Genomic DNA, 19290 nt, shown 5'->3' with positions numbered 1-19290 from the left:
ATGGTGAGTTTCAGGATTGAGGATCTCAGCGCTTTGCAGGTGCAGCATTACCTTCAGCATGGTATTGCGCCCCGGCCCATTTGTTTTGCAAGTACGGTGAATAAGGAAGGGATGGTAAATCTGAGCCCGTTCAGTTTTTTCAACATGTTCAGTACGCAGCCGCCAATCTGCGTATTTTCGCCCTCGCGGCGGCTGCGCGACAATACCACCAAACATACGCTTGATAACGTGCTGGAGGTACCCGAAGTGGTCATCAACATCGTGAATTATGCGATGGTGCAGCAAACTTCCCTGGCAAGTACGGAATATCCCCGGGGCGTCAATGAGTTCCGGAAGGCAGGGTTTACGGAAGTTCCTTCGGAACGGGTGCGGCCCCCGAGGGTCAGGGAATCCCCCATGCAGCTCGAATGCCGGGTGCGCCAGGTGATCCCACTGGCCGAAACGGCGGGAGCAGGCAACCTGGTGATTGCTGAGGTGCTGATGATCCATATACAGGAAAGCGTCCTGGATGAGAATAACCTGATAGACCAGACAAAGACCGACCTGGTAGCCCGCCTGGGCGCCGCATGGTACTGCCGGGTAAATCCTGCATCCTTGTTCAGTGTTGCCAAGCCCTTTGGCCCTACAGGTATAGGAGTAGACCAATTGCCTGCGCATATTCGCCTGTCCGTGGTATTGACCGGCAATCACCTGGGCCAGCTGGCAAACATTGAGAAATTGCCCGCGCCCGAAGAAATAGCTGAATTGTCTGCCGATTCAGAGATAAGGGAAATGTTCCTTGCATTCAAAGGCGATACCCCCTCCCTCCGTCGGCAGCTGCACCGCAAGGCCGCGGAACTGCTGGACGAAGGAAACGTGGACAAGGCCTGGAAAGTATTACTGCAGTTGGATGAATAGCTTCCTCGTTTCCCGTTCCGCCCTCAGAATCATTCCGCTACTGGCCTGCTGGCTGCTTTGCGGCGGAAATTCCTGCAGTAAAAAAGAAGACCTTACTCCGGCGGAGGCGTTACCGAAAGGGCCATCATTTTCCGGAGCTTTTGCCGCCGGCGCCGTGAAGGTGCCGGGCCTTCAGGAAGTTTCAGGCATCGCCGGAGGGATCAATGATCCGGGGCTGGTCTGGGCGCACAACGACAGCGGAGATGATGCCCGCATCTTTGCCCTGACGGATAAGGGAGTGCATATGGCCACTTACTACCTGGAGGGAGCGGAGGCCGTTGATTGGGAGGACATGGCTTCCGGCACGGGACCCGTACCCGGTAAAAAATATCTATACATAGCCGACATCGGCGACAATCTGGCTAAGCGTTCCTGCGTGGTAATTTACAGGTTTGAAGAACCCCTGACAGAAAAAAGAGGAAAGCCCTATACCGATACCATCGAAGAACAGGCCATTGACACCTTCTTCCTGAAGTATGAGGGCGGGCCGCGGGATGCGGAAACCTTTATGACCGATCCCATTTCCGGCAAAGCCTTCATTGTTTCCAAGCGGGAAGCCAAAGCCGGCTTATACCAGGTAAGATTGCCGGCCAGCCCAACGGATACGCTTATGCTTCAGCGAACCGGAACGCTTCCTTATACGGGCATGACCGGGGGCGATATTTCCCCGGACGGCCGCGAAATCCTGTTAAAGAATTATAACCGGCTGTTTTACTGGCAAAGAAGCGGGAATACGCAGCTGGAGAAGGCTCTTGGGGGAAAAGCCCGGAGGCTTCTTTATGCGCCCGAGCCCCAGGGAGAAGCAATTGCCTGGAAAAAAGACGGGAGCGGTTTCTTTACCCTTAGCGAAGAAGTATTTGGAATATCCGCAATGTTATACTGGCATAAGCGAAAATAGGCCGGTCAGGGAGTGGTTACTGCCACGGGAAGAACCTTCCCGTTAAAAAACCGGTGGCCGCTCAGCGCGAAATCGGCAATGAAGGCTCCCATTTCTGTAGCCGAAACAGGGGACTGGTAACCGGGGAACGCCTGCGCCAGCATTTCTGTCTGGGCCGAGCCCAGGGCCAGGCAATTAATCCGGATATCCCGCGATTTCAATTCTTCGGCAAGGCACTCGGTGAGATTATGCAATGCAGCTTTGGAAGCGCTGTAAGCGGCGAGCCCCGGAAATTTAGCACTGCCCTGAAATCCGCCCATGCTCCCGATGTTCAGGATATGGCCGCCTTCCGGGAGGTAGGAGAGAAGCCTTCGTATCATCCTTACCGGCCCCAGGAAATTACTTCGCCAGGCAGCTTCAAAATCAGCGTCATCCAGGTTTTCAAAAGGTTTATTGATCATTTGCCCCGCATTGTTCACCAGGATGTGGACAGTCCCGCCGAACTCCTGTTCAATGAGTCCGCCAAGGCCCTGATGTTCTTCACTTAGTACATCAAATTCCAGGACGGAAATTGCTGCCTGCGGATTCAATGAGCGGCAAGCTTGCTGCAGCCGGCTTAGTTTCTCCCCGGAACGGGCCAGGGCCAGCACCCGGTGTTCCCCGGGCCCGGAAAGCCGCAGGACCGTTTCGTACCCCAAACCCCGGCTTGCTCCTGTAACAATGATATTCATGATTCGAATATCGCTGTTTTTGCCTATTTTTAGGGCATAAATAATGTGATAATGAGAAAATACCTACTCCTGACCTTCAGCATCGCCCTTTGCCTTTCCCTGTTTTCCTGTAAAAGCAAACAAATAATTGTGGAGCAGGCTCCGCAGCAGGAAACGGCTCCCGATACGCGTGTGGCTGATATGCAGGAAGACATGCCGGGCACCAAAGTAGAAGAAGTAGCGGAAGGCGTGAAAGTAACTTTTGACTCCAATATTCTCTTCGAACTGAATTCCTCCTATCTTACCGATGCGGCGCACGGAAAGCTGCAGGAACTGGCGGGAGCCCTGAAAAAACATTCCTACAGCGCCATCCAAATTGACGGCCATACGGATAATACAGGAACAGACGATTACAATAAGTGGCTGTCCGAAAGGCGGGCGGAATCTGTCAAGAAATACATGGAAAGCCTTGGCATACCGGCTGCGCGCATGCAAACCGAAGGTTACGGGGAATCAAAGCCGCTCGCGTCCAATGATACGGCTGCGGGCCAGGCCAGGAACCGGCGGGTAGAAGTGATCATCAGCAAATAACAACTTACCTGGTCAAGGCTTCGATGCCAGGCTGGCGCATAACTGCCAGCCCGTCGCTGATCAGTTTTGCCAGCGCCGGCTCCCGAACGCTTTTCTGTTCAAGCCAGGAGGCTATTTCTGTGGCAATATCTTTGAAAATGCCGTCACTTTCGAGGATTTCCAGGATTTCAAGGGCGCAGAGCCAGTCAGCGGGAAAACGTTCTTTTAACTCCTGCCATAGTTTGGGCAGCGCGGTTGCGTCCAGGCGCCTTTCCCGCACATCCCTCACCTTTTGATAAAGTTCCCCGAGCCGGCCCTGGCCATGATGCACATTGCCGCCGCCGGCCTTTCCCGCTTTGCCCGAACCTTCCCGGGCGCCCGGCATGTCCCCGGCGCCCCGTATCTCCCCGGCCGCTGAGTTTTCACCGGCTAAGGTTTCACCGGCGGCCGGCTTTTTTCCTGCGCCGGCGGCTTTCAGTTCCCGGTCAAAAGCTTCGCGGTCTGCGGGGCCGTAAAAAACAGAAAGGATCTTTTCCCCGACACCCATATGGTATTTTCCCATGGAAGGTTCAAAAAGCAGCTTGCCCGTTTTCCCGTCTTTCACCGTGCAATCCGTAAAGCTGATCAGGATGAGCTTCCCGTTCCTGTATTCCGTCGCTTGCGGCAAGCCTTCCAGCCACAGCCCGTTTTCGAATTCAAGCTTGGCGAATTTCCCCCGCTCCAGCCCGATGCTCTTCAATTCCCCCGGTGAAAAATCTTCCAGGGCAATGGAATACCCTTTCAGTTTTCCTACCGGCGAACCATAGCCGCCAGGATGTACGGAAGGCCCCTGGCCGGGCAGCTGTTTGCCGTCAGTTGCCAGGGCAGACGGCCCGCTTGTTTGAATATACACCAGGCCGTCCACATCCACGTCCCGGAACACCCCGGAGACCTGCAGTCCTGAACTGTACACCACTGTACAGGTTTCACCGCATTCCACGGCTTTAAGAATTCCCTCAAGCCCTCCCCTGCGAAAGGCCATAGAGCCGGCAAAATGTTCAAGCACGTTGAGCAGGTTCTCAAAATCAGGCGTTACAAACAGCTGAGGCTGGGGTTGCGTAATATCGTAAGGGTAATTAACCGTTTCAATGGTATAGGGAAGTTTTTTTACGGAAGGCTGCATACAAGTAACGCTTTCTCCGATAGAAGAAAGCAGGCCGGCGCCGTATATCTTCGGGTTTTCCAGCGTCCCGATAAGCCCATATTCCACCGTCCACCAATGAAGCCTGCTAAGCAGCGCCATTTCCGAAGGCTGGCCCAGGCTGCGCTGCCGCTCCGCAAGTTCCTCTTCGGCCTTGCTGATCTCCCGCGGATCGGCAGCCGGCATCTCTTTCAGGACGGAGAGGCGCCGGATGGCCTCGTAAAGCTGGAAATCTTTCCTTGAAAAGATAGCTCTGGCGCCTATCTCGCCAAAGTACCTGAGGTACTCCGCGTAGTCAGGGTCGGCGATAATGGGCGCATGGCCCGCCGATTCATGGATAATATCCGGGGCCGGCGTATATTCAATATGCCCTATCTGGCGAATATCCGCTGCAATCACCAATACCCGGCAGGCCTGGAATTCCATGAAAGCGGCCGGCGGGATAAAACCCTTTACGGTAGCGGCGCCCCAGCCCAGCTTCCTGAGATGGTCATTCATGGTTTGCAGGTTGGGTATCCGCTCTATGCTAAGCCCTGCTTTTTTCAGGCCCGGGATATAAGGATAGTAAGCTACATCCTTCAGGTAACTGTAATTTTGCCGCATGACATAGCGCCATACCGCATGGTCAATGGGCGTATAGTTTTCGTAATGCTGCTCCACGAGGTATTGCCGGAGGTGCGCGGGCAGTTTTTTCAATACCGGATTATTGAAATCATTCATGCAAGGTTATTTGGCTATGTAAAAATAGGGAAAATTGCCAATGCCTCTAATTATTGTTTCGGAATAAGCCGAAGGCGGTAAGCGTTCATGGCATAGTCGCCCAGCTTCTCCGTAAGCCGGTGATTTACATAAGCGCCGGCCACTGCGCCTATTCCCGGGATCAGCTGGATAAGCTTGGCAATGTCAATATAATCGCGGTAGTCCTGCTGAAAGCTGCGCCAGTCAAAGGCGTTGATATCCTGCGGCAGGCTTTGCAGGTAGCCCTCCCAGTCGGCGAGGGTAGCATATACCTTGTTGCGCTGCTGCTGGTTGGAAAAGGTAAGCTGGAAGATATGAAGCATGTACAACCTTTCCCGGTAGTCGCTCACATCGAAGCCATACAAAGCCGAAATCTCAAACAAAAGCTTCATTTTAAGCGCGAGCCACAGCGGAAAATCGGCCAGGCCCAGCAGGATACCGCCCGCGCCGGTCAGCGCGCCTTCGGCGGTTGCCGCGTTCCGGTAAAACCGGATCCTGCCTTGTACGCGATGCTCCCTCACACGAAGGGATGCATTTTTGAGCGGTTTAGGATTGGCAAAGCCCGCCCCGTAAAATACCGCCCGGGTCATCTGCCTGATAGATGTAGTGATCACTTCATGGACTTTCTCCGGAATGGCCCGGTTGATACGGCCCTGGATATTTCCCGATACCTTGCTGGTGAACGAAGGATGCGCCTGCATATCCGCCTGCCATTTCCCCAGCTGCCGTAATGCTTGTTCCTCGTAAGTATTCATCGATTTTAATACCAGGTGTTACTAAGGTTGCCAGGCCTTTGCGCGCAGGCCTGTGGAATTTTGCTGTACCCGGACTCGGCCAGGCGATTCCTGCCCGCAGGCCTCTGAAATTTTGCTGTATCCGGACTCGCTCAAACGATTCTTGCGGGCGGCCGCAAGAATCAACATCGCTCGCTCGGGCACAGCAAAATTTTGCGGCCCCCTCCCGCACAAAAAACAATCAAATTTGCTCGCTGCACGCGCCCGCCCTAAAAATCAAAAATCGCTCGCCCTGGCATTTCAAAACCTTCAGCCTCACTCCCCGCAAGTATTGTTGTATAACTATCAAGGTGTTGCTGTTATCAGTCCTAGTGAAGAGTGACATTGTCGTGCGTTGGCCAGCGGAATTTTGCTGTGCCCGAGCGAGCGATGTTGATTCTCCGGCACGGAGAATCACCTGAGCGAGTCCGGGTGCAGCAAAATCCGCGTCGCGCGCGGGCGCAGCAAAATCCGCGTCGCGCGGGATATTCTAAAAAGCCCTGGTCGCGGAGAGCCGGATACTAATAATTATTCAGCATCACCGGCATCACCAGCATCAGGATATCTTCCTGTTCATCCTGGTTAGTAGGAATGATCAGGCCGGCGCGGTTAGGGGTGGACATTTCCACCACGACTTCATCCGAATCAAGCGTAGCCAGCATATCTATCAGGAACCTGGCGTTGAAGCCTATTTCCATGTCTTCGCCTTCGTACTGGCAGGTCAGCCGTTCGTAAGCCTCGTTCGCGAAATCAGGATCTTCCGAGGAAATGCTTAGTTCGCTTCCCGATATTTTAAGCCGCACCTGGTGCGTGGTTTTATTCGAATAGATCACCACCCGTTTCAGGCAGTTGAGGAACTGGCTGCGGTCAAGGGTGAGTTTGTTGGGATTATTGGCGGGGATCACCGCTTCATAATCCGGATATTTTTCGTCTATCAGCCGGCAGATCAGGTGAAGCTGCCCGAACCGGAAAAAGGCATTGCTCGCGTTGTAGTCAATGCTCACGGTAGAATCATCATCCGGGAGCGTGTTTTTAAGCAGGGTAAGCGCTTTTTTCGGGATAATAAAAGAAGAAGCCGCTTCTGAAGATACATCCTTTCTTGTGTAACGAACCAGCTTATGGGCGTCGGTAGCTACAAAAATGATTTCTCCGCCGGCCATCTGGCAGTAAACACCGGTCATGTTCGGCCGTAATTCGTCATTGGAAACGGCGAACAATGTTTTGGTGATCGCGTTGGTCAGTACGTCGGCAGGCAGGCTGATGGAGGAAGCATTCTCAATAACGGGAATTTTCGGAAAGTCATCCCCGTCTTCACCGGCCAGTTTGTACTTGCCTTCGCCGGCGCTGATCTCGATGGCGTGGGTTTCATTATTAATGGTAAAGGTGACCGGCTGCTCCGGGAGGGTTTTAAGCGTATCAATCAGGATACGGGAGGGAATCGCGATCTTTCCGCTGTCCCTGGCTTCCACCTGCAGGTTGGTACTCATGGACGTCTGCAAATCGGTAGCAGAGATCCTCAGCGAACCATCATGTATTTCGAATAAAAAGTTTTCAAGAATGGGTAAAACGGTATTACTGCTCAGCGCGCCGCTAATGGCCTGCAGATGTTTTAATAAAGCTGATGTGGAAACAATAAACCTCATATGTTGCGGATTTCAGTGGCTAAATATAGGGCAAATTTATAAGAAATTCAGCGGCGGCCATATTTTTGTTTCCTTAAGGAATTGTAAGTTAAACTGAACAGGAGTACCAGCCCGACGGGCAGCGCGGTATTGATCAGTTTCCATCGCATGCTTTCCACAGCCGCCTGCTGCCGGTCCAGCATCCGCAGTCCCATTTCCTTGCGGCGCAGCTGCAGGAGTTCCGCTTTTCCGCTCAGGTAATCCACGCAGTTCTGTACAAAGGTCTTGTTGCCGAAGGTCTGCCGGGTATATTTATCATAGCCCAGGGGGAAATAACTATCGTCTATGGCGCTTATTTCATTAGCCGGGAGGTCTCCGTCGGCTATGGCAATGATCCTGGCTTCCCTGCTTTTTTCCCGGAAGGGCAGGCTTTGGTCAAATAGTTCCCGTCCACGGTTAGTAAAAGCGGAAGTGAAGGTGCCTTCCAGCAACACTCCCACCGGTACCTCCCCGCTGTTAAAAGCCTTAGGATCGGCTGCTTCCTGTATTGCTTCCAGAGAAAGATAAACCGGCGCCGCGGCCTTCTGCGTATAGGGAGAGGTTTTCAGCAGGATGGTTTTCCTGACCCCTTCGCTTGCAATGGTATCTATGGAACTGGCAAACTGCAGCCGGATGGGGTCTATATTGCGGACCACCGGATGTGGCGAGCGGGGAAAGATCAGGGGGAAATATACCCAGGGCATCAGCTGCTGATTCCCCTGCGCGCCTGTTTGCAGCACTACCGGGATGGGTGCGCAATTCATGTCCCTGACCAGGTCGTAATTGATCCTGAAGCCGTATCGGAAGAACAGGTCGTCCAGGTTCAGGTCCAGCGGCAGGGCCAGCATATTTCCCCTTGCCCGCATGCTGTCAAGACTGGCATTGAACTGGTCAATGAAGATCAGCAGGTTGCCGCCGTGCATAAGGTATTGGTCCAGTTTGTATTTTTCACTTTCGGAAAATGCCTCCAGCGGCTTGGCGAGGATCAGCGCGGCATAGGTGTCCAGGCCGGAAAGCGATTCTTCTTTCAGGTTAACCTGCTTTACGTCATAAGCCCGGTTGAGCGTGCCGGTTATATCAATGATGCGCCTGCCGTCCAGTTCGCCATGCCCGCTTAAAAAGCCCAGTTTCTCTCTTTCGCCGCTGAGCAGCTTTTCAATGGCATTGCTGAAATGGAATTCCAGGTTTTGAATGGCGATATGAATGCTTTCCGCGGAAGAGCGGGTCTGGAAATGCGTACCCAGGAAGTTCACAGGCAGCTGTTTTCCCTGGTAATACAGTAAAGCGCCCGGAAAAATGATCTTTTGCAGCGTTCCCTCTTCCCGGCGGATATTCAGGCTTGTCGGTTCCAGCCCTGCCTCTGCTAACTCCTCATAAGCAGCGTTTCCTTCCCCACCGTCCGCGGTTTCCAGCGGATCAATGAATTCCACATGCAGGTTCCCTCCGGCCCAGGCCCCGTATTCATCCAGGAGATCCGACGCCGCGGACTGCAGCCTTTTGATATCCGTACGGAGATCGCCTTCCAGGAATACCCTGATAACCAGCGGACCTTCCAGTTTTCCAAGCAGCTGCCTGGTGGTCTCCGAAAGTGTATGCCTTTTGTCCGCAGTAAGATCAAACCGGGTGAAATTCCGGAAAAGGATAATATTGCCCGCAATAAGCAAAATTGTCCATAGCAGCAGGTTCCTTAATGAACGCTTTACCATTTTCTTCCCTCCAGCCTTAATTTTGCAAGCAGCAGGAAAAACAAGGTGAAGCTGCCGAAGTACGCCAGGTCCCTCGTGTCCACGACGCCGCGGCTAAGGGACTGGTAATGTTCGTACATGCCCAGCTGCACCAGGAAAAAGTCGATCGCCCCCAGGGAAGTCATGCGGCTGATGGAATCAAAGCCGGACCAGGAAAAAAAGCAAAGGAAAACGGCCAGCAGAAAGGCGACTACCTGGTTGCTGCTCAGGGTGGACGCAAACAGCCCGATGGCGCAAAAGGCTGTTCCCAGCAATAATAATCCAATATAGGAGCCGGCAATGGCGCCGGAATCCAGATTGCCTTTTACGGCCCCCAGCTGGTATACTGTGTAATAATAGACCAGGGTAGGAAGCAGGCAGAAAAGGATCAGCAGGATCCCGGCCAGGAATTTTCCCAGGATAACCTGCCAATGGCTTACCGGCGCGGTGGCCAGTAGCTCATACGTACCCATTCTTTTCTCTTCCGCGAAAAAGCGCATGGTAATGGCGGGCAGAAGGAAAATAAAAACCCAGGGAGCTACCGAAAAGAGGCTTTCCAGCGAAGCATAGCCATATTCCAGGATGCTGGTATCCGGGAATACCCAAAGGAAGAGGCCCATAGTAACCAGGAACAAAGAAACGGTAATATAGGCGGTTAACGAGCTGAAAAACTCGTTTATTTCCTTACGCAGAATTGCCAGTACCTTCAAATCAGTTAAATTAAATTTCCGGATTCGCTTCCGGGGCTTTTCCCTGCCTGTTGTTGTCGCTCAATTTTTGCCGGGCTGCTGTTACGCCGTTCCGCAACGGATTTCTCAGGCTAGCGGGTTTCTCCGGCTAGCGGGTCAGTTCCCTGAATACTTCTTCCAGGCTGCGCACTGCGGTCAGCGCCTTCAGTTCATCATCCGCTACTATTTTTCCCTTATTAATAATAAGCACGTCTTTGCAGAGCAATTCCACCTCCTGCATGATATGCGTGGAAAGGATCACCGTTTTTTCCCTTCCAAGGTCCCTGATCAGCTGCCGCATGCCCGACAGCTGGTTCGGGTCAAGCCCTGAAGTAGGCTCGTCCAGGATCAGCACCGGCGGATCATGAAGGAGGGCTTGCGCCAGGCCGGCGCGCTGCCGGTAGCCCTTGGATAACTGTCCCAGCTTTTTATGGCTTTCGGGCCCCAGGCCTGTCAGGCCGATAACCTCTTCAATACGCTGCTTCTTCCTGTTCATTCCGTGGAGGGCGCCCATAAAGCCAAGGTATTCCCTCACATACATATGCGGGTACAGGGGATTGTTTTCCGGCAGGTACCCCGTGCTTTTCCGGGCCAGCATGGATTGTCTTACCACGTCATACCCGTTTATTTTGGCTGTCCCGGAACTCGGAGGGATATAGCCCGCCAGCATCCGCATGGTCGTTGACTTGCCGGCGCCGTTAGGCCCAAGCAGGCCCACTACGCTGCCTCCGGAGGCCCCGAAACTGATGTGGTCCACCGCCAGTTGCTTCCCGTACCTTTTTGTGAGTTCCTGAACTTCTATCATGTTTTACAACGCCCGTCCGGCGACGCAATATACAGCGTACGGGCAAGGCAATTCCAAAAATAAAAATATCTTTGCAGCATGCAGAACAAGGAACAGCTTTTTAAGAATATAATTGCACATTCAAAGGAATACGGCTTTGTTTTTCCTTCGAGTGAGATCTATGATGGCTTAGGCGCTGTATACGATTACGGGCAATACGGAGCCGAACTCAAAAACAATATAAAAACCTACTGGTGGAAGGCCATGGTGCAGATGAATGAAAATATTACCGGTATCGATTCGGCTATTTTCATGCATCCCGAAATTTGGAAAGCTTCCGGCCATGTGGACGGGTTTAACGACCCCATGATCGATAACAAGGATTCTAAAAAGCGCTACCGTGCTGATAACCTGCTGGAAGACCGGATTGCCAAATACGAAAAAGAAGGCAAGACCGAAAAAGCCGCGCAGCTCCGGGAGCAGATGGAAGGCTTTCTGAAAGCCGACAACCTTTCCGGGCTTAAGCAGCTGATCGAGGAACATGAGATTGCCTGTCCCGTCTCCGGGACGCGTAACTGGACGGACGTCCGGCAGTTCAACCTGATGTTCTCCACGCGCATGGGCGCTACGGCCGGCGAAAATGATGTGGTTTACCTGCGGCCCGAAACGGCCCAGGGTATCTTCGTGAATTTCCTGAACGTGCAGAAGACGGGCCGCATGAAGATCCCTTTCGGGATCGCCCAGATAGGCAAAGCCTTCCGGAACGAAGTGATCGCCCGGCAGTTCATTATGCGCATGCGGGAATTCGAACAAATGGAAATGCAGTTTTTTGTTCGTCCCGGCACCGAACTGGAATGGTATGCCCATTGGAAAGAAGCCCGCCTGAAGTGGCACCTGGCGCTCGGCCCGGACCAGGCCCGGTACAGGTACCACGATCATGCCAAGCTGGCCCATTATGCCAATGCCGCGGTGGATATTGAATACGAATTTCCCTTCGGGTTCAAGGAAGTGGAGGGGATCCATTCCCGTACCGACTTCGATTTAAGCCAGCACCAGGAATTCTCCGGGAAGAAAATGCAGTATTTTGATCCCGAACTGAATAAGAACTACGTGCCTTACGTGATAGAAACATCGATTGGCCTTGACCGCATGTTCTTATCGGTATTCTGCAATGCCTATACGGAAGAGCAGCTGGAGAACGATTCCAGGGTAGTGTTGAAATTCCATCCCGCCCTGGCCCCGGTCAAGGCCACCGTGCTTCCGCTAACACGCAAAGACGGCCTGCCCGACAAGGCACGTGCCATCATGGATAGCCTTAAGCTGGATTTCAATATGCAGTACGATGAAAAAGATTCCATCGGGAAACGCTACCGTCGCCAGGATGCCATTGGCACCCCTTTCTGCATAACGGTGGACTATGAATCGCTGGAGAACGATACGGTAACGATCCGGCACCGGGACAGCATGGAGCAGGAACGCGTACCCGTTCAGCAGCTTCATGATATCATCGGCAGGCTGGTAAGCTGGAAAACACTATTGCAGTAATGAATAAACTGGCCGGCTATCTGCAGAAAAACCCTTTATTGCTGGCCGCCTGCTGTGTGGCTCTGCTGATACCCGCTTATTTTATTAACCTGGGCTTGCTGCCCCTTCATTCGGACGAGCCTACGCGGGCGGTGGTGTCCATGGAAATGATCTTTTCCGGCGACTACCTTGTGTCCACACTGGGCGGAGCGTATTACTATAATAAGCCGCCGCTTTACAATTGGGTGCTGGCCGCCGCTTATCATCTTGGCGGCAATTTTTCGGAATTCGTGACAAGGCTGCCGGCCATGATCCCCCTGTTCTTGTTTGGCGCAAGCATTTATTTGTTCAGTAAACGTTACCTGGGCCGGGAGATCGCCGCGCTGGCCGCCATTTTCTGGATGACCAACGGCAGGCTGCTTACCTACGATTCGCTGTTCGGGCATATTGACGTGCTTTATTCCTGGCTTACCTGGCTGGGCTTTATGGCGGTTATTTATTTCGATGAAAAAAAGAAATATTGGCTGCTTTTTTTCCTTACTTATTTCATTACTTTCCTCGGATTTATGATGAAAGGGCTGCCTTCCTTTCTCTTCCAGGGCATTACCCTCCTGGTATTTTATACGTACAAAAAGGAATTCAGGCGTTTGTTCAGCATACAGCATATTACCGGCTTCCTGTTCCTGGCCGCGCTGCTTACGGGCTATTTCTGGGTATATTCCCGGTCCAATTCCCTGGACGGCTATGTGGCTACGCTCTGGGATCAGTCTATTCAGCGTACGGTAGTGGAGAAAAGCGTTTGGAACAGTATTTCTTTCTTCCTGCGTTTTCCGTTCGAAAGCCTGCTGCACATGGCGCCCTGGGGGCTGCTGGTGGTTTTCTGTTTCAGGAAAGGCTTTCTGCGGGAAGTAATGGCCAATCCATTCTTAAAGTTCAACCTGCTGATACTGCTGGGGAACATCGTGGTTTACTGGCTTTCGCCGGCCACGATGCCGAAGTATATTTTCATGCTCTATCCCTGTATTTTCACGCTGATCGCTTATGGTTTCGTGCGATTTGCCCGGGAGGCCCATTTTTGGAGAAAACTGTTTGACGGCCTGTTCATCCTGGTAACCCTGGCTCTTTGCCTGGGCACGCTTTATCTGCCCTTTGCGGACCTTGGAACGGCGGTGATACCCTGGATCTATCTGAAGGCAACTGTTCTGTTCCTGCTTTTGCTCCTGCTGTCTTTCCTGGTGATCCGGCTTCCCGCGCAGCGGATCCTGGTGTTTGCCTGCGTACTTGCTGTATTCCGGTTAGGATTCAGCTGGTTTAGCTTGCCGGAACGGTTTGCCGGGAATGGCTTGAAGGAGCAAATGGAAGCCCTGCAGGAAATTGGCAGGGAAAGCAAAGGGAATGATCTCTATTTTTATTATCAGCCCGGCACTTCCAGCGTGGAGGTCCACCGTTCCCTTTATTACCTGGAACGGGAAAGGGGAGAAACGGTAGCACTTACCGATCATGTTACGGACTACGATGCTTTGTATTTTTCAACGGGGGAAAGAGTAGCCGGCCTGCCCCATGAGGAGCTTCGCGGCTTTGAATACAACGGGATCCGTTACGTCCTGGTTAAATTTTATCCGGTAAAAACAGGCAGCGAGCTATGACTTTATCTGTTGTCATCACCGTTATGAATGAAGAGGAAAATATCCGTCCGCTGGTGGCGGCTATCCGCCAGGCTCTTCAGGATATCGATTATGAAGTGATCTTTGTCGACGACGGTTCTACAGACCGGACGCGGCAGGTAATCCGCGAAGAAGCCAATGCCAGGATCACGCTGCTGGAACTGCGTAAGAACTACGGGCAAAGCACGGCCATGACCGCGGGTATCGATCATGCGCGGGGTGAATTTATCGCCACGATGGACGGGGATCTGCAGAACGATCCTTCGGATATTCCCATGATGCTCCGGAAAATGCTGGAGGAAGATTGTGACGTAGTGGCTGGGAACCGGGCCAACCGGCAGGATGGCATGGTCATGCGAAAATTGCCCAGTAAGGCGGCCAATTTTATTATCCGGAACCTTACCGATGTACACATCAGGGATTACGGCTGCACGCTAAAGGTTTTCCGGCGCGAAATTGCTTCGGAACTGGGCCTCTACGGGGAATTGCACCGTTTTATCCCGGTGCTGGCCCAGCTGCAGGGAGCCCGCATCGTACAGGTGGACGTAAAGCATCATCCCCGCAGGTTCGGGCGTTCCAAATACGGGATCAACAGGACCTTTAAGGTAAGCGCCGATCTCATGCTGATGCTTTTTTTTCAGAAGTACATGCAGAAGCCCATGCACCTTTTCGGCCCCATAGGCCTTGCCGCTTTCACCGTTGGCGCGCTGATCAATATTTACCTGCTTGTGCTGAAGATCATGGGCCACGATATATGGGGAAAGCCCATCCTTATTTTAGGAGTCCTTCTGCTGCTGGGAGGGATCCAGTTCATCACGATCGGCCTTATCGCGGAGGTGACTGTCAGGACGTATTACGAATCGCAGGGGAAAAAGACGTACCGGATCCGCCGGGTCTACGAAGGGGGCTGATCCTATGCAGATAGCGCCCCGCTTACGCAAAACCTTGTTCACGGCGGCTAAACTTTTGCTGACCGCCGCGGCCCTGTGGTTTGTGTTTGCGAAAATCGACTTTCAGTCCCTGCTGGCCCAATTAAGAACGGCCCATCCCTTATGGCTGCTGCTGGCGGCAGTCTTCTTTATATTCTCAAAAGCGCTTTCTTCACTACGGCTGAACACGTATTTCCGCTGCACGGGCCTGGTCCTGGAGGAAAAGATCAACCTGCGTTTGTACGCCTTAGGCATGTACTATAACCTGTTCCTGCCGGGAGGGATCGGGGGCGACGGATACAAGATCTACCTGCTGAATAAACATTACGAGGTACCGGGGAAAAAGCTTTTCCAGGCGGTTCTGCTCGACAGGTTAAGCGGACTGGCGGCGATTTGTTCCCTCTGCTTTTTGCTGCTGCTTTTTGTTGACGCTCCATTCGGGGTCAAAGCGGCGGCTATTGCCGGAGCGTTGCTGGTTTTCCTGGTCTATAAATTCATGATCCGGCGGTTTTTCCCAATTTTTCGGGCGAATTTGGCCGTGTCCAACTGGTATTCGCTGGCCGTGCAGCTGGCCCAGACATTTTGCGTGCTGCTGATCATGCTTTCGCTGGGAATCCGCGAAGAATACCAGGCTTACCTGTTAATATTTTTTATTTCTTCGGTTGCCGCGGTATTGCCGGTCACTATCGGAGGCGTGGGGGCAAGGGAGGTGGTATTTCTCTTTGGTGCTAGATATTTCGGGCTGGATGCTCACCAGGCGGTAGCCATTAGCCTCCTCTTTTTTGGCATTACCGCCTTGACATCCCTTTGCGGCATCTATTTCAGTTTTAATACGCAACAACTGCTCAGGAAATAAGGCCGGAGACGGCGTGCGGCGGAGTACCGGGCTATTTGCCGGGCGGTAAGTTTGAGCCCGGCGGTAGATTTTGCGCCGGTGGTAAGTTTGGGCCCGGCAGTAGGTTTGCGCCGGGTGGTAAGCTTGGGTCCGGCGGTAGATTTTGTGCCGGTTGCGGTGCAGGCCAGCGCTAAAGAAGCAGCCAATCCTGGTTCTCTTCGAACCATGCGGTAAACCGGCGGATACCTTGCTCGAAATTTGTCTTAGGATGGTAATTCAACAATTTGCCGGCTTTTGAAATATCGGCGTACGTCTGTGGTACATCGCCCGGTTGTTCGGGGCGCCGGTCAATGGTCGCCTTCCGGCCGCTTATCTTTTCGATCGTTTCGATCATCTCACTAAGCCGCACCCCCTGGTGATTGCCCAGGTTAATGATCTCGAAAGAAGACTGGTCATACCTGACCGCCGCCAGTATTCCCTGCACAATATCGTCCACGTAAGTATAATCGCGGCTGCTACTCCCGTCGCCATAAACCGTGATGGGATCGCCCTGGAAAATATCCCGGGTAAACTTATGTATAGCCAGATCGGGCCGTTGCCGGGGTCCGTAGACGGTGAAAAAGCGCAAAGCGATAAAGCGGATGCCGTATAAATGCATATACGTGTGCCCGATCATTTCCCCCGATAATTTGGTGGAAGCATAGGGGCTGATGGGCATTAGTTTTTCCTCTTCCCGCCAGGGAACGTTCGGGTTGATGCCGTAAACGCTGCTGGAAGAGCCGAATACAAATTGTTTAATGCCGCGGATACGTGCAAAGTCGAGCAAATTCTGCGTCCCGATAACGTTTACCTGCTGGTATTGCGCTGGTTGCTGGATGCTGGGGCGCACACCTGCCTTGGCGGCCAGGTGAACAATAGCATCGTAGTCATCAGGCAGCCATACTTCGAGGTCGCCCAGTTCGGATATGTCCTGTTCCACAAGCTTAAACCGCGGATTCTTTTCGAGTTCCGACAGATTCCTCCTTTTAAAGCTTTCCGGGTAGAATGGATCAAAATTATCGATGCAGGTGACTTTTACACCCGGATCCTTCAGTAAATGTTCGCAAAGAGAGCTGCCGATAAAACCTGCGCCGCCTGTAACCAGAACGTGGTTCATTTAAAAAGAATTTATTTTTTTATCGCTAACTGCTGTGTCAACTTAACAGGCGGCCAAGATAATAATAATCTCTTATTTCTCTTTCACGGCAAGCTGGCCGCAGGCAGCGTCAATATCTTTTCCCCGGCTCCGGCGGATGTTCACGTTCACTCCTTGTTTCCGCAGGTAGGCGGCAAATGCGTCCAGCTTATCTTCGCCGGTATTTTTAAAATCGGCGAACTCAATAGGATTGTATTCGATGATATTTACCTTGCAGGGAATATGTTTGCAAAAGAAGGCCAGCTCCTTCGCATCCGCCAGCTCATCGTTAAAGTTATTAAACACAATATATTCATAGGTAACAGGATTCCTCGTTGCCGCGAAATAATATTTCAGGGCGTCGCGAAGGGCTTCCAGGGAATTTTGCTCATTAATGGGCATTATTTCATTGCGCTTCCGGTCGTTGGCAGCGTGAAGGGAAAGCGCAAGGTTGAATTTAGCCCCGTCGTCGCCCAGCCGCCGGATCATTTTGGCAATGCCGGCCGTAGACACAGTGATCCTTTTATAGGAGAGGCCCAGGCCGTCCGGCGACGTAAGGCGATCTACCGAAGCCATTACATTTTTATAATTCAGCAGGGGTTCGCCCATGCCCATATACACGATATTGCTGAGCGGTAAGCCATAGGTTTCCCGCGCCTGCCGGTCTATTAGCACCACCTGGTCATAGATCTCGGCGGCATCCAGGTTCCTTTTTCGCTCCATATATCCTGTAGCACAGAATTTACAGGTAAGGCTGCAGCCAACCTGGGAAGAAACACAGGCGGTCATCCGTTCTTCGGCAGGGATCAGCACGCCTTCAATAAGGTTCCCGTCATGCAGGCGGAAGGAGCTTTTTACCGTACCATCAGTGCTTTTCTGCGAAGTGTTGATCTTTACGGCGCGGATGGCATAACTTTCTTCCAGCCGCTGGCGAAGCGATTTCGGAAGGTTGCTCATGGCCTCAAAAGTGAAAACCGGCTTTTTCCACAGCCACTCGTAAACCTGCACGGCCCTGTAAGCAGGCTCGTCCATTTCCGCAAACACTTCTTTCAGCCGCTCCAGGCTCAGCACACGTATATCTTTCTTTTCCCGCAAGGTTTCCACGGTGCAAAGGTACGGAATTTCTGTACCTTTGAACATGCGAAAGCTGACAGCTGACTGGGTATTTGACGGAAGCAGGCTTCATCCCGGTGCCGTGCTGGTACTGGAAGAGGACGGCGCGGTAGCTGACCTCCTGCTGTCAGGCCCGGACACGGGAAGTGAAAATGCCGATGCCGAATATATGGAGGGGGTGCTTACGCCAGGATTTATCAACGCGCATTGCCATCTGGAACTTTCTCCAATGAAGGGCCTGGTGCAGAAGGGCAGGGGCCTGGTTGATTTTATTCTGCAGCTTCAGCGTTCAAGGCATTTTCCGGAGGAAGAAGTTATCGCCGCAATGGAACAGGCGGAAAGTGAAATGCTTGCCGGCGGCATTGTCGCTGTTGGAGATATTGCTAATTCCAACCTGTCGTTCTCCCTGAAGCATAACTCCCGGCTTCAGTACCATACCTTCCTGGAAGTGTTTGGTTTTGACCCATGCAAGGCGGAGAAGATCTTGTCTGACGCGGTAAGGTTAAAGGAAGCTTTTACCACAGGCCCGGGGTCAGGCACGGGCACGGCTTCTCCCGGCGTCCATGCATCCGGCACTCCCGCCGCTTCCGGATTCGGCCCGGCGCCCGGCAGCAGGGCGGGAATTGTGCCGCATTCGCCCTATTCCGTTTCCAGAAAGTTATTCGAACTTATTGCCGGCCAGGCCGCAAACGGCAGCGGGCCTGAACTGTTTTCCATTCATAACCAGGAAAGCGCAGAGGAGGATCTTTTTTACGGGGATGGGAGCGGGGATTTTAACCGCCTCTACCGCGAATTCGGCATTGATATTTCTTTTTTCCGTCCTTATGGCTGCGCCGCGCTTGCTGCCTGGCTTCCCTGGCTGGGGGAGTCCGGAAAAATACTCCTGGTACATAATACCTATACACGTGCGGAAGATATAGCGCTGGCCAGCAAGGGAAGCAATGCCTGGTGGTGCCTTTGCCCGAATGCGAACCTGTATATTGAACAGCGGCTTCCGGACATTCCCCTTTTTGTTGAGCAAGGGCTTAACCTGGTGCTGGGGACCGATAGTCTTGCATCCAATGACCGTCTCAGCATCCTGGAGGAAATGAAAACGATTGCCGGCCGTTTTCCGGGGATCAGCCTGGAGCAATTGTTGCAATGGGCTACGCGGAACGGCGCTGAATTCTTTGGCTGGGAACACCTGGGGAGCTTTAAAAAGGGAAAGAAGCCCGGGGTTAACCTGCTTAGCGGCCTGGACGGCCTGCGGCCCGGCGAAAATACGCGTGTAACACCGCTGGTTCAGGCGGGCCGGCCAACCGGGGAGACCGGGGCAGCCAGCCAGGAAGGCCGCTGGCAGCAGGGTAGCGAATGATCCTGCTTTTGAATAT

General features: G+C 52.9%; 17 protein-coding genes. 8 read left to right on the top strand and 9 right to left on the bottom strand.

The window, feature by feature from the left end; all coding sequences use genetic code 11:
- Both FRZ59_RS00915 and FRZ59_RS00910 read left to right on the top strand, forming a co-directional pair.
- The gene (locus tag FRZ59_RS00915) at nt 1–897 is read left to right on the top strand and encodes a flavin reductase family protein (protein ID WP_132127732.1); all 897 of its coding nucleotides are present in this window, start codon (nt 1–3) and stop codon (nt 895–897) included.
- Nucleotides 890–1834, top strand: a complete 945-nt coding sequence (locus FRZ59_RS00910; protein WP_132127733.1) for a hypothetical protein — start codon at nt 890–892, stop codon at nt 1832–1834. The genes FRZ59_RS00915 and FRZ59_RS00910 overlap by 8 nt, the downstream gene beginning before the upstream one ends.
- Nucleotides 1835–1839: 5 nt before the next feature.
- Here the strand turns inward: FRZ59_RS00910 and FRZ59_RS00905 are convergent, their stop codons facing one another.
- Nucleotides 1840–2544 (bottom strand): SDR family NAD(P)-dependent oxidoreductase, encoded by a 705-nt coding sequence (locus FRZ59_RS00905; RefSeq protein WP_132127734.1) that lies wholly within the window; start codon nt 2542–2544, stop codon nt 1840–1842.
- Nucleotides 2545–2595: 51 nt separating this feature from the next.
- On the opposite strand from FRZ59_RS00905, the gene FRZ59_RS00900 reads away from it, so the two are divergent.
- Nucleotides 2596–3114, top strand: coding sequence for an OmpA family protein (locus FRZ59_RS00900; protein ID WP_132127735.1), 519 nt, complete (start codon nt 2596–2598; stop codon nt 3112–3114).
- Between the two features lie 4 nt (nt 3115–3118).
- On the opposite strand, the gene FRZ59_RS00895 is transcribed toward FRZ59_RS00900, so the two are convergent.
- The 6 genes from FRZ59_RS00895 to FRZ59_RS00870 form a co-directional block, all read right to left on the bottom strand.
- Nucleotides 3119–4993: an aromatic amino acid hydroxylase gene (locus FRZ59_RS00895; RefSeq protein WP_132127736.1), complete on the bottom strand. Its 1875-nt coding sequence runs from the start codon at nt 4991–4993 to the stop codon at nt 3119–3121.
- A 50-nt stretch (nt 4994–5043) separates the two neighbouring features.
- On the bottom strand, nt 5044–5766 hold the full coding sequence (locus FRZ59_RS00890) for an EcsC family protein (protein WP_132127737.1): 723 nt from the start codon (nt 5764–5766) through the stop codon (nt 5044–5046).
- Between the two features lie 539 nt (nt 5767–6305).
- Nucleotides 6306–7427, bottom strand: a complete 1122-nt coding sequence (gene dnaN, locus FRZ59_RS00885) for a DNA polymerase III subunit beta (protein WP_132127738.1) — start codon at nt 7425–7427, stop codon at nt 6306–6308.
- A 47-nt stretch (nt 7428–7474) separates the two neighbouring features.
- Nucleotides 7475–9151 carry a gliding motility-associated ABC transporter substrate-binding protein GldG gene (gldG, locus tag FRZ59_RS00880; RefSeq protein ID WP_132127739.1) on the bottom strand — a complete coding sequence of 559 codons (1677 nt, stop codon included), beginning with the start codon at nt 9149–9151 and terminating at the stop codon, nt 7475–7477.
- Nucleotides 9145–9879, bottom strand: a complete 735-nt coding sequence (gene gldF / locus FRZ59_RS00875) for a gliding motility-associated ABC transporter permease subunit GldF (protein WP_132127740.1) — start codon at nt 9877–9879, stop codon at nt 9145–9147. Before gldF ends, gldG begins: the two co-directional genes overlap by 7 nt.
- Nucleotides 9880–10006: 127 nt before the next feature.
- Nucleotides 10007–10702 (bottom strand): ATP-binding cassette domain-containing protein, encoded by a 696-nt coding sequence (locus FRZ59_RS00870; protein WP_132127741.1) that lies wholly within the window; start codon nt 10700–10702, stop codon nt 10007–10009.
- Between the two features lie 78 nt (nt 10703–10780).
- Between FRZ59_RS00870 and FRZ59_RS00865 the strand changes: the two genes are divergently transcribed.
- The 4 genes from FRZ59_RS00865 to FRZ59_RS00850 are packed head-to-tail and all read left to right on the top strand — an operon-like array spanning nt 10781 to nt 15654.
- Nucleotides 10781–12226 carry a glycine--tRNA ligase gene (locus tag FRZ59_RS00865; RefSeq protein ID WP_132127742.1) on the top strand — a complete coding sequence of 482 codons (1446 nt, stop codon included), beginning with the start codon at nt 10781–10783 and terminating at the stop codon, nt 12224–12226.
- Nucleotides 12226–13851, top strand: a complete 1626-nt coding sequence (locus tag FRZ59_RS00860; protein ID WP_132127743.1) for an ArnT family glycosyltransferase — start codon at nt 12226–12228, stop codon at nt 13849–13851. The genes FRZ59_RS00865 and FRZ59_RS00860 overlap by 1 nt, the downstream gene beginning before the upstream one ends.
- A complete protein-coding gene (locus tag FRZ59_RS00855) occupies nt 13848–14780 on the top strand; it encodes a glycosyltransferase family 2 protein (RefSeq protein WP_132127744.1) in 933 nt (310 codons plus the stop codon). The genes FRZ59_RS00860 and FRZ59_RS00855 overlap by 4 nt, the downstream gene beginning before the upstream one ends.
- A gap of 4 nt (nt 14781–14784) precedes the next feature.
- Nucleotides 14785–15654, top strand: coding sequence for a lysylphosphatidylglycerol synthase transmembrane domain-containing protein (locus FRZ59_RS00850; RefSeq protein ID WP_132127745.1), 870 nt, complete (start codon nt 14785–14787; stop codon nt 15652–15654).
- A 169-nt stretch (nt 15655–15823) separates the two neighbouring features.
- On the opposite strand, the gene FRZ59_RS00845 is transcribed toward FRZ59_RS00850, so the two are convergent.
- The gene (locus FRZ59_RS00845) at nt 15824–16789 is read right to left on the bottom strand and encodes a GDP-mannose 4,6-dehydratase (RefSeq protein ID WP_132127746.1); all 966 of its coding nucleotides are present in this window, start codon (nt 16787–16789) and stop codon (nt 15824–15826) included.
- A gap of 72 nt (nt 16790–16861) precedes the next feature.
- Complete coding sequence (gene rlmN, locus FRZ59_RS00840) at nt 16862–17947, bottom strand: dual-specificity RNA methyltransferase RlmN (protein WP_132127747.1); 1086 nt, start codon at nt 17945–17947, stop codon at nt 16862–16864.
- Between rlmN and FRZ59_RS00835 the strand changes: the two genes are divergently transcribed.
- The gene (locus tag FRZ59_RS00835; RefSeq protein ID WP_132127748.1) at nt 17946–19274 is read left to right on the top strand and encodes an amidohydrolase family protein; all 1329 of its coding nucleotides are present in this window, start codon (nt 17946–17948) and stop codon (nt 19272–19274) included. The two genes, rlmN and FRZ59_RS00835, sit on opposite strands and share 2 nt — an antisense overlap.
- Nucleotides 19275–19290 lie beyond the last annotated feature (16 nt).

Source organism: Anseongella ginsenosidimutans, assembly GCF_008033235.1.
Classification (GTDB): domain Bacteria; phylum Bacteroidota; class Bacteroidia; order Sphingobacteriales; family Sphingobacteriaceae; genus Anseongella; species Anseongella ginsenosidimutans.
The sequence above is the reverse complement of the archived record's forward strand: the minus strand, read 5'-3'. Positions and strand labels throughout refer to the sequence as shown.

What these genes read in the sequence shown, in the direction of transcription:
- FRZ59_RS00915 (WP_132127732.1), top strand. Translation starts at nt 1, where the DNA reads ATGGTGAGTTTCAGGATTGAGGATCTCAGCGCTTTGCAGGTGCAGCAT.
- FRZ59_RS00835 (WP_132127748.1), top strand. Translation starts at nt 17,946, where the DNA reads ATGCGAAAGCTGACAGCTGACTGGGTATTTGACGGAAGCAGGCTTCAT.
- FRZ59_RS00865 (WP_132127742.1), top strand. Translation starts at nt 10,781, where the DNA reads ATGCAGAACAAGGAACAGCTTTTTAAGAATATAATTGCACATTCAAAG.
- dnaN (WP_132127738.1), bottom strand. Translation starts at nt 7,427, where the DNA reads ATGAGGTTTATTGTTTCCACATCAGCTTTATTAAAACATCTGCAGGCC.
- FRZ59_RS00900 (WP_132127735.1), top strand. Translation starts at nt 2,596, where the DNA reads ATGAGAAAATACCTACTCCTGACCTTCAGCATCGCCCTTTGCCTTTCC.
- FRZ59_RS00850 (WP_132127745.1), top strand. Translation starts at nt 14,785, where the DNA reads ATGCAGATAGCGCCCCGCTTACGCAAAACCTTGTTCACGGCGGCTAAA.
- FRZ59_RS00890 (WP_132127737.1), bottom strand. Translation starts at nt 5,766, where the DNA reads ATGAATACTTACGAGGAACAAGCATTACGGCAGCTGGGGAAATGGCAG.
- FRZ59_RS00870 (WP_132127741.1), bottom strand. Translation starts at nt 10,702, where the DNA reads ATGATAGAAGTTCAGGAACTCACAAAAAGGTACGGGAAGCAACTGGCG.
- FRZ59_RS00905 (WP_132127734.1), bottom strand. Translation starts at nt 2,544, where the DNA reads ATGAATATCATTGTTACAGGAGCAAGCCGGGGTTTGGGGTACGAAACG.
- FRZ59_RS00910 (WP_132127733.1), top strand. Translation starts at nt 890, where the DNA reads ATGAATAGCTTCCTCGTTTCCCGTTCCGCCCTCAGAATCATTCCGCTA.
- FRZ59_RS00855 (WP_132127744.1), top strand. Translation starts at nt 13,848, where the DNA reads ATGACTTTATCTGTTGTCATCACCGTTATGAATGAAGAGGAAAATATC.
- gldG (WP_132127739.1), bottom strand. Translation starts at nt 9,151, where the DNA reads ATGGTAAAGCGTTCATTAAGGAACCTGCTGCTATGGACAATTTTGCTT.
- FRZ59_RS00860 (WP_132127743.1), top strand. Translation starts at nt 12,226, where the DNA reads ATGAATAAACTGGCCGGCTATCTGCAGAAAAACCCTTTATTGCTGGCC.
- rlmN (WP_132127747.1), bottom strand. Translation starts at nt 17,947, where the DNA reads ATGTTCAAAGGTACAGAAATTCCGTACCTTTGCACCGTGGAAACCTTG.
- FRZ59_RS00895 (WP_132127736.1), bottom strand. Translation starts at nt 4,993, where the DNA reads ATGAATGATTTCAATAATCCGGTATTGAAAAAACTGCCCGCGCACCTC.
- FRZ59_RS00845 (WP_132127746.1), bottom strand. Translation starts at nt 16,789, where the DNA reads ATGAACCACGTTCTGGTTACAGGCGGCGCAGGTTTTATCGGCAGCTCT.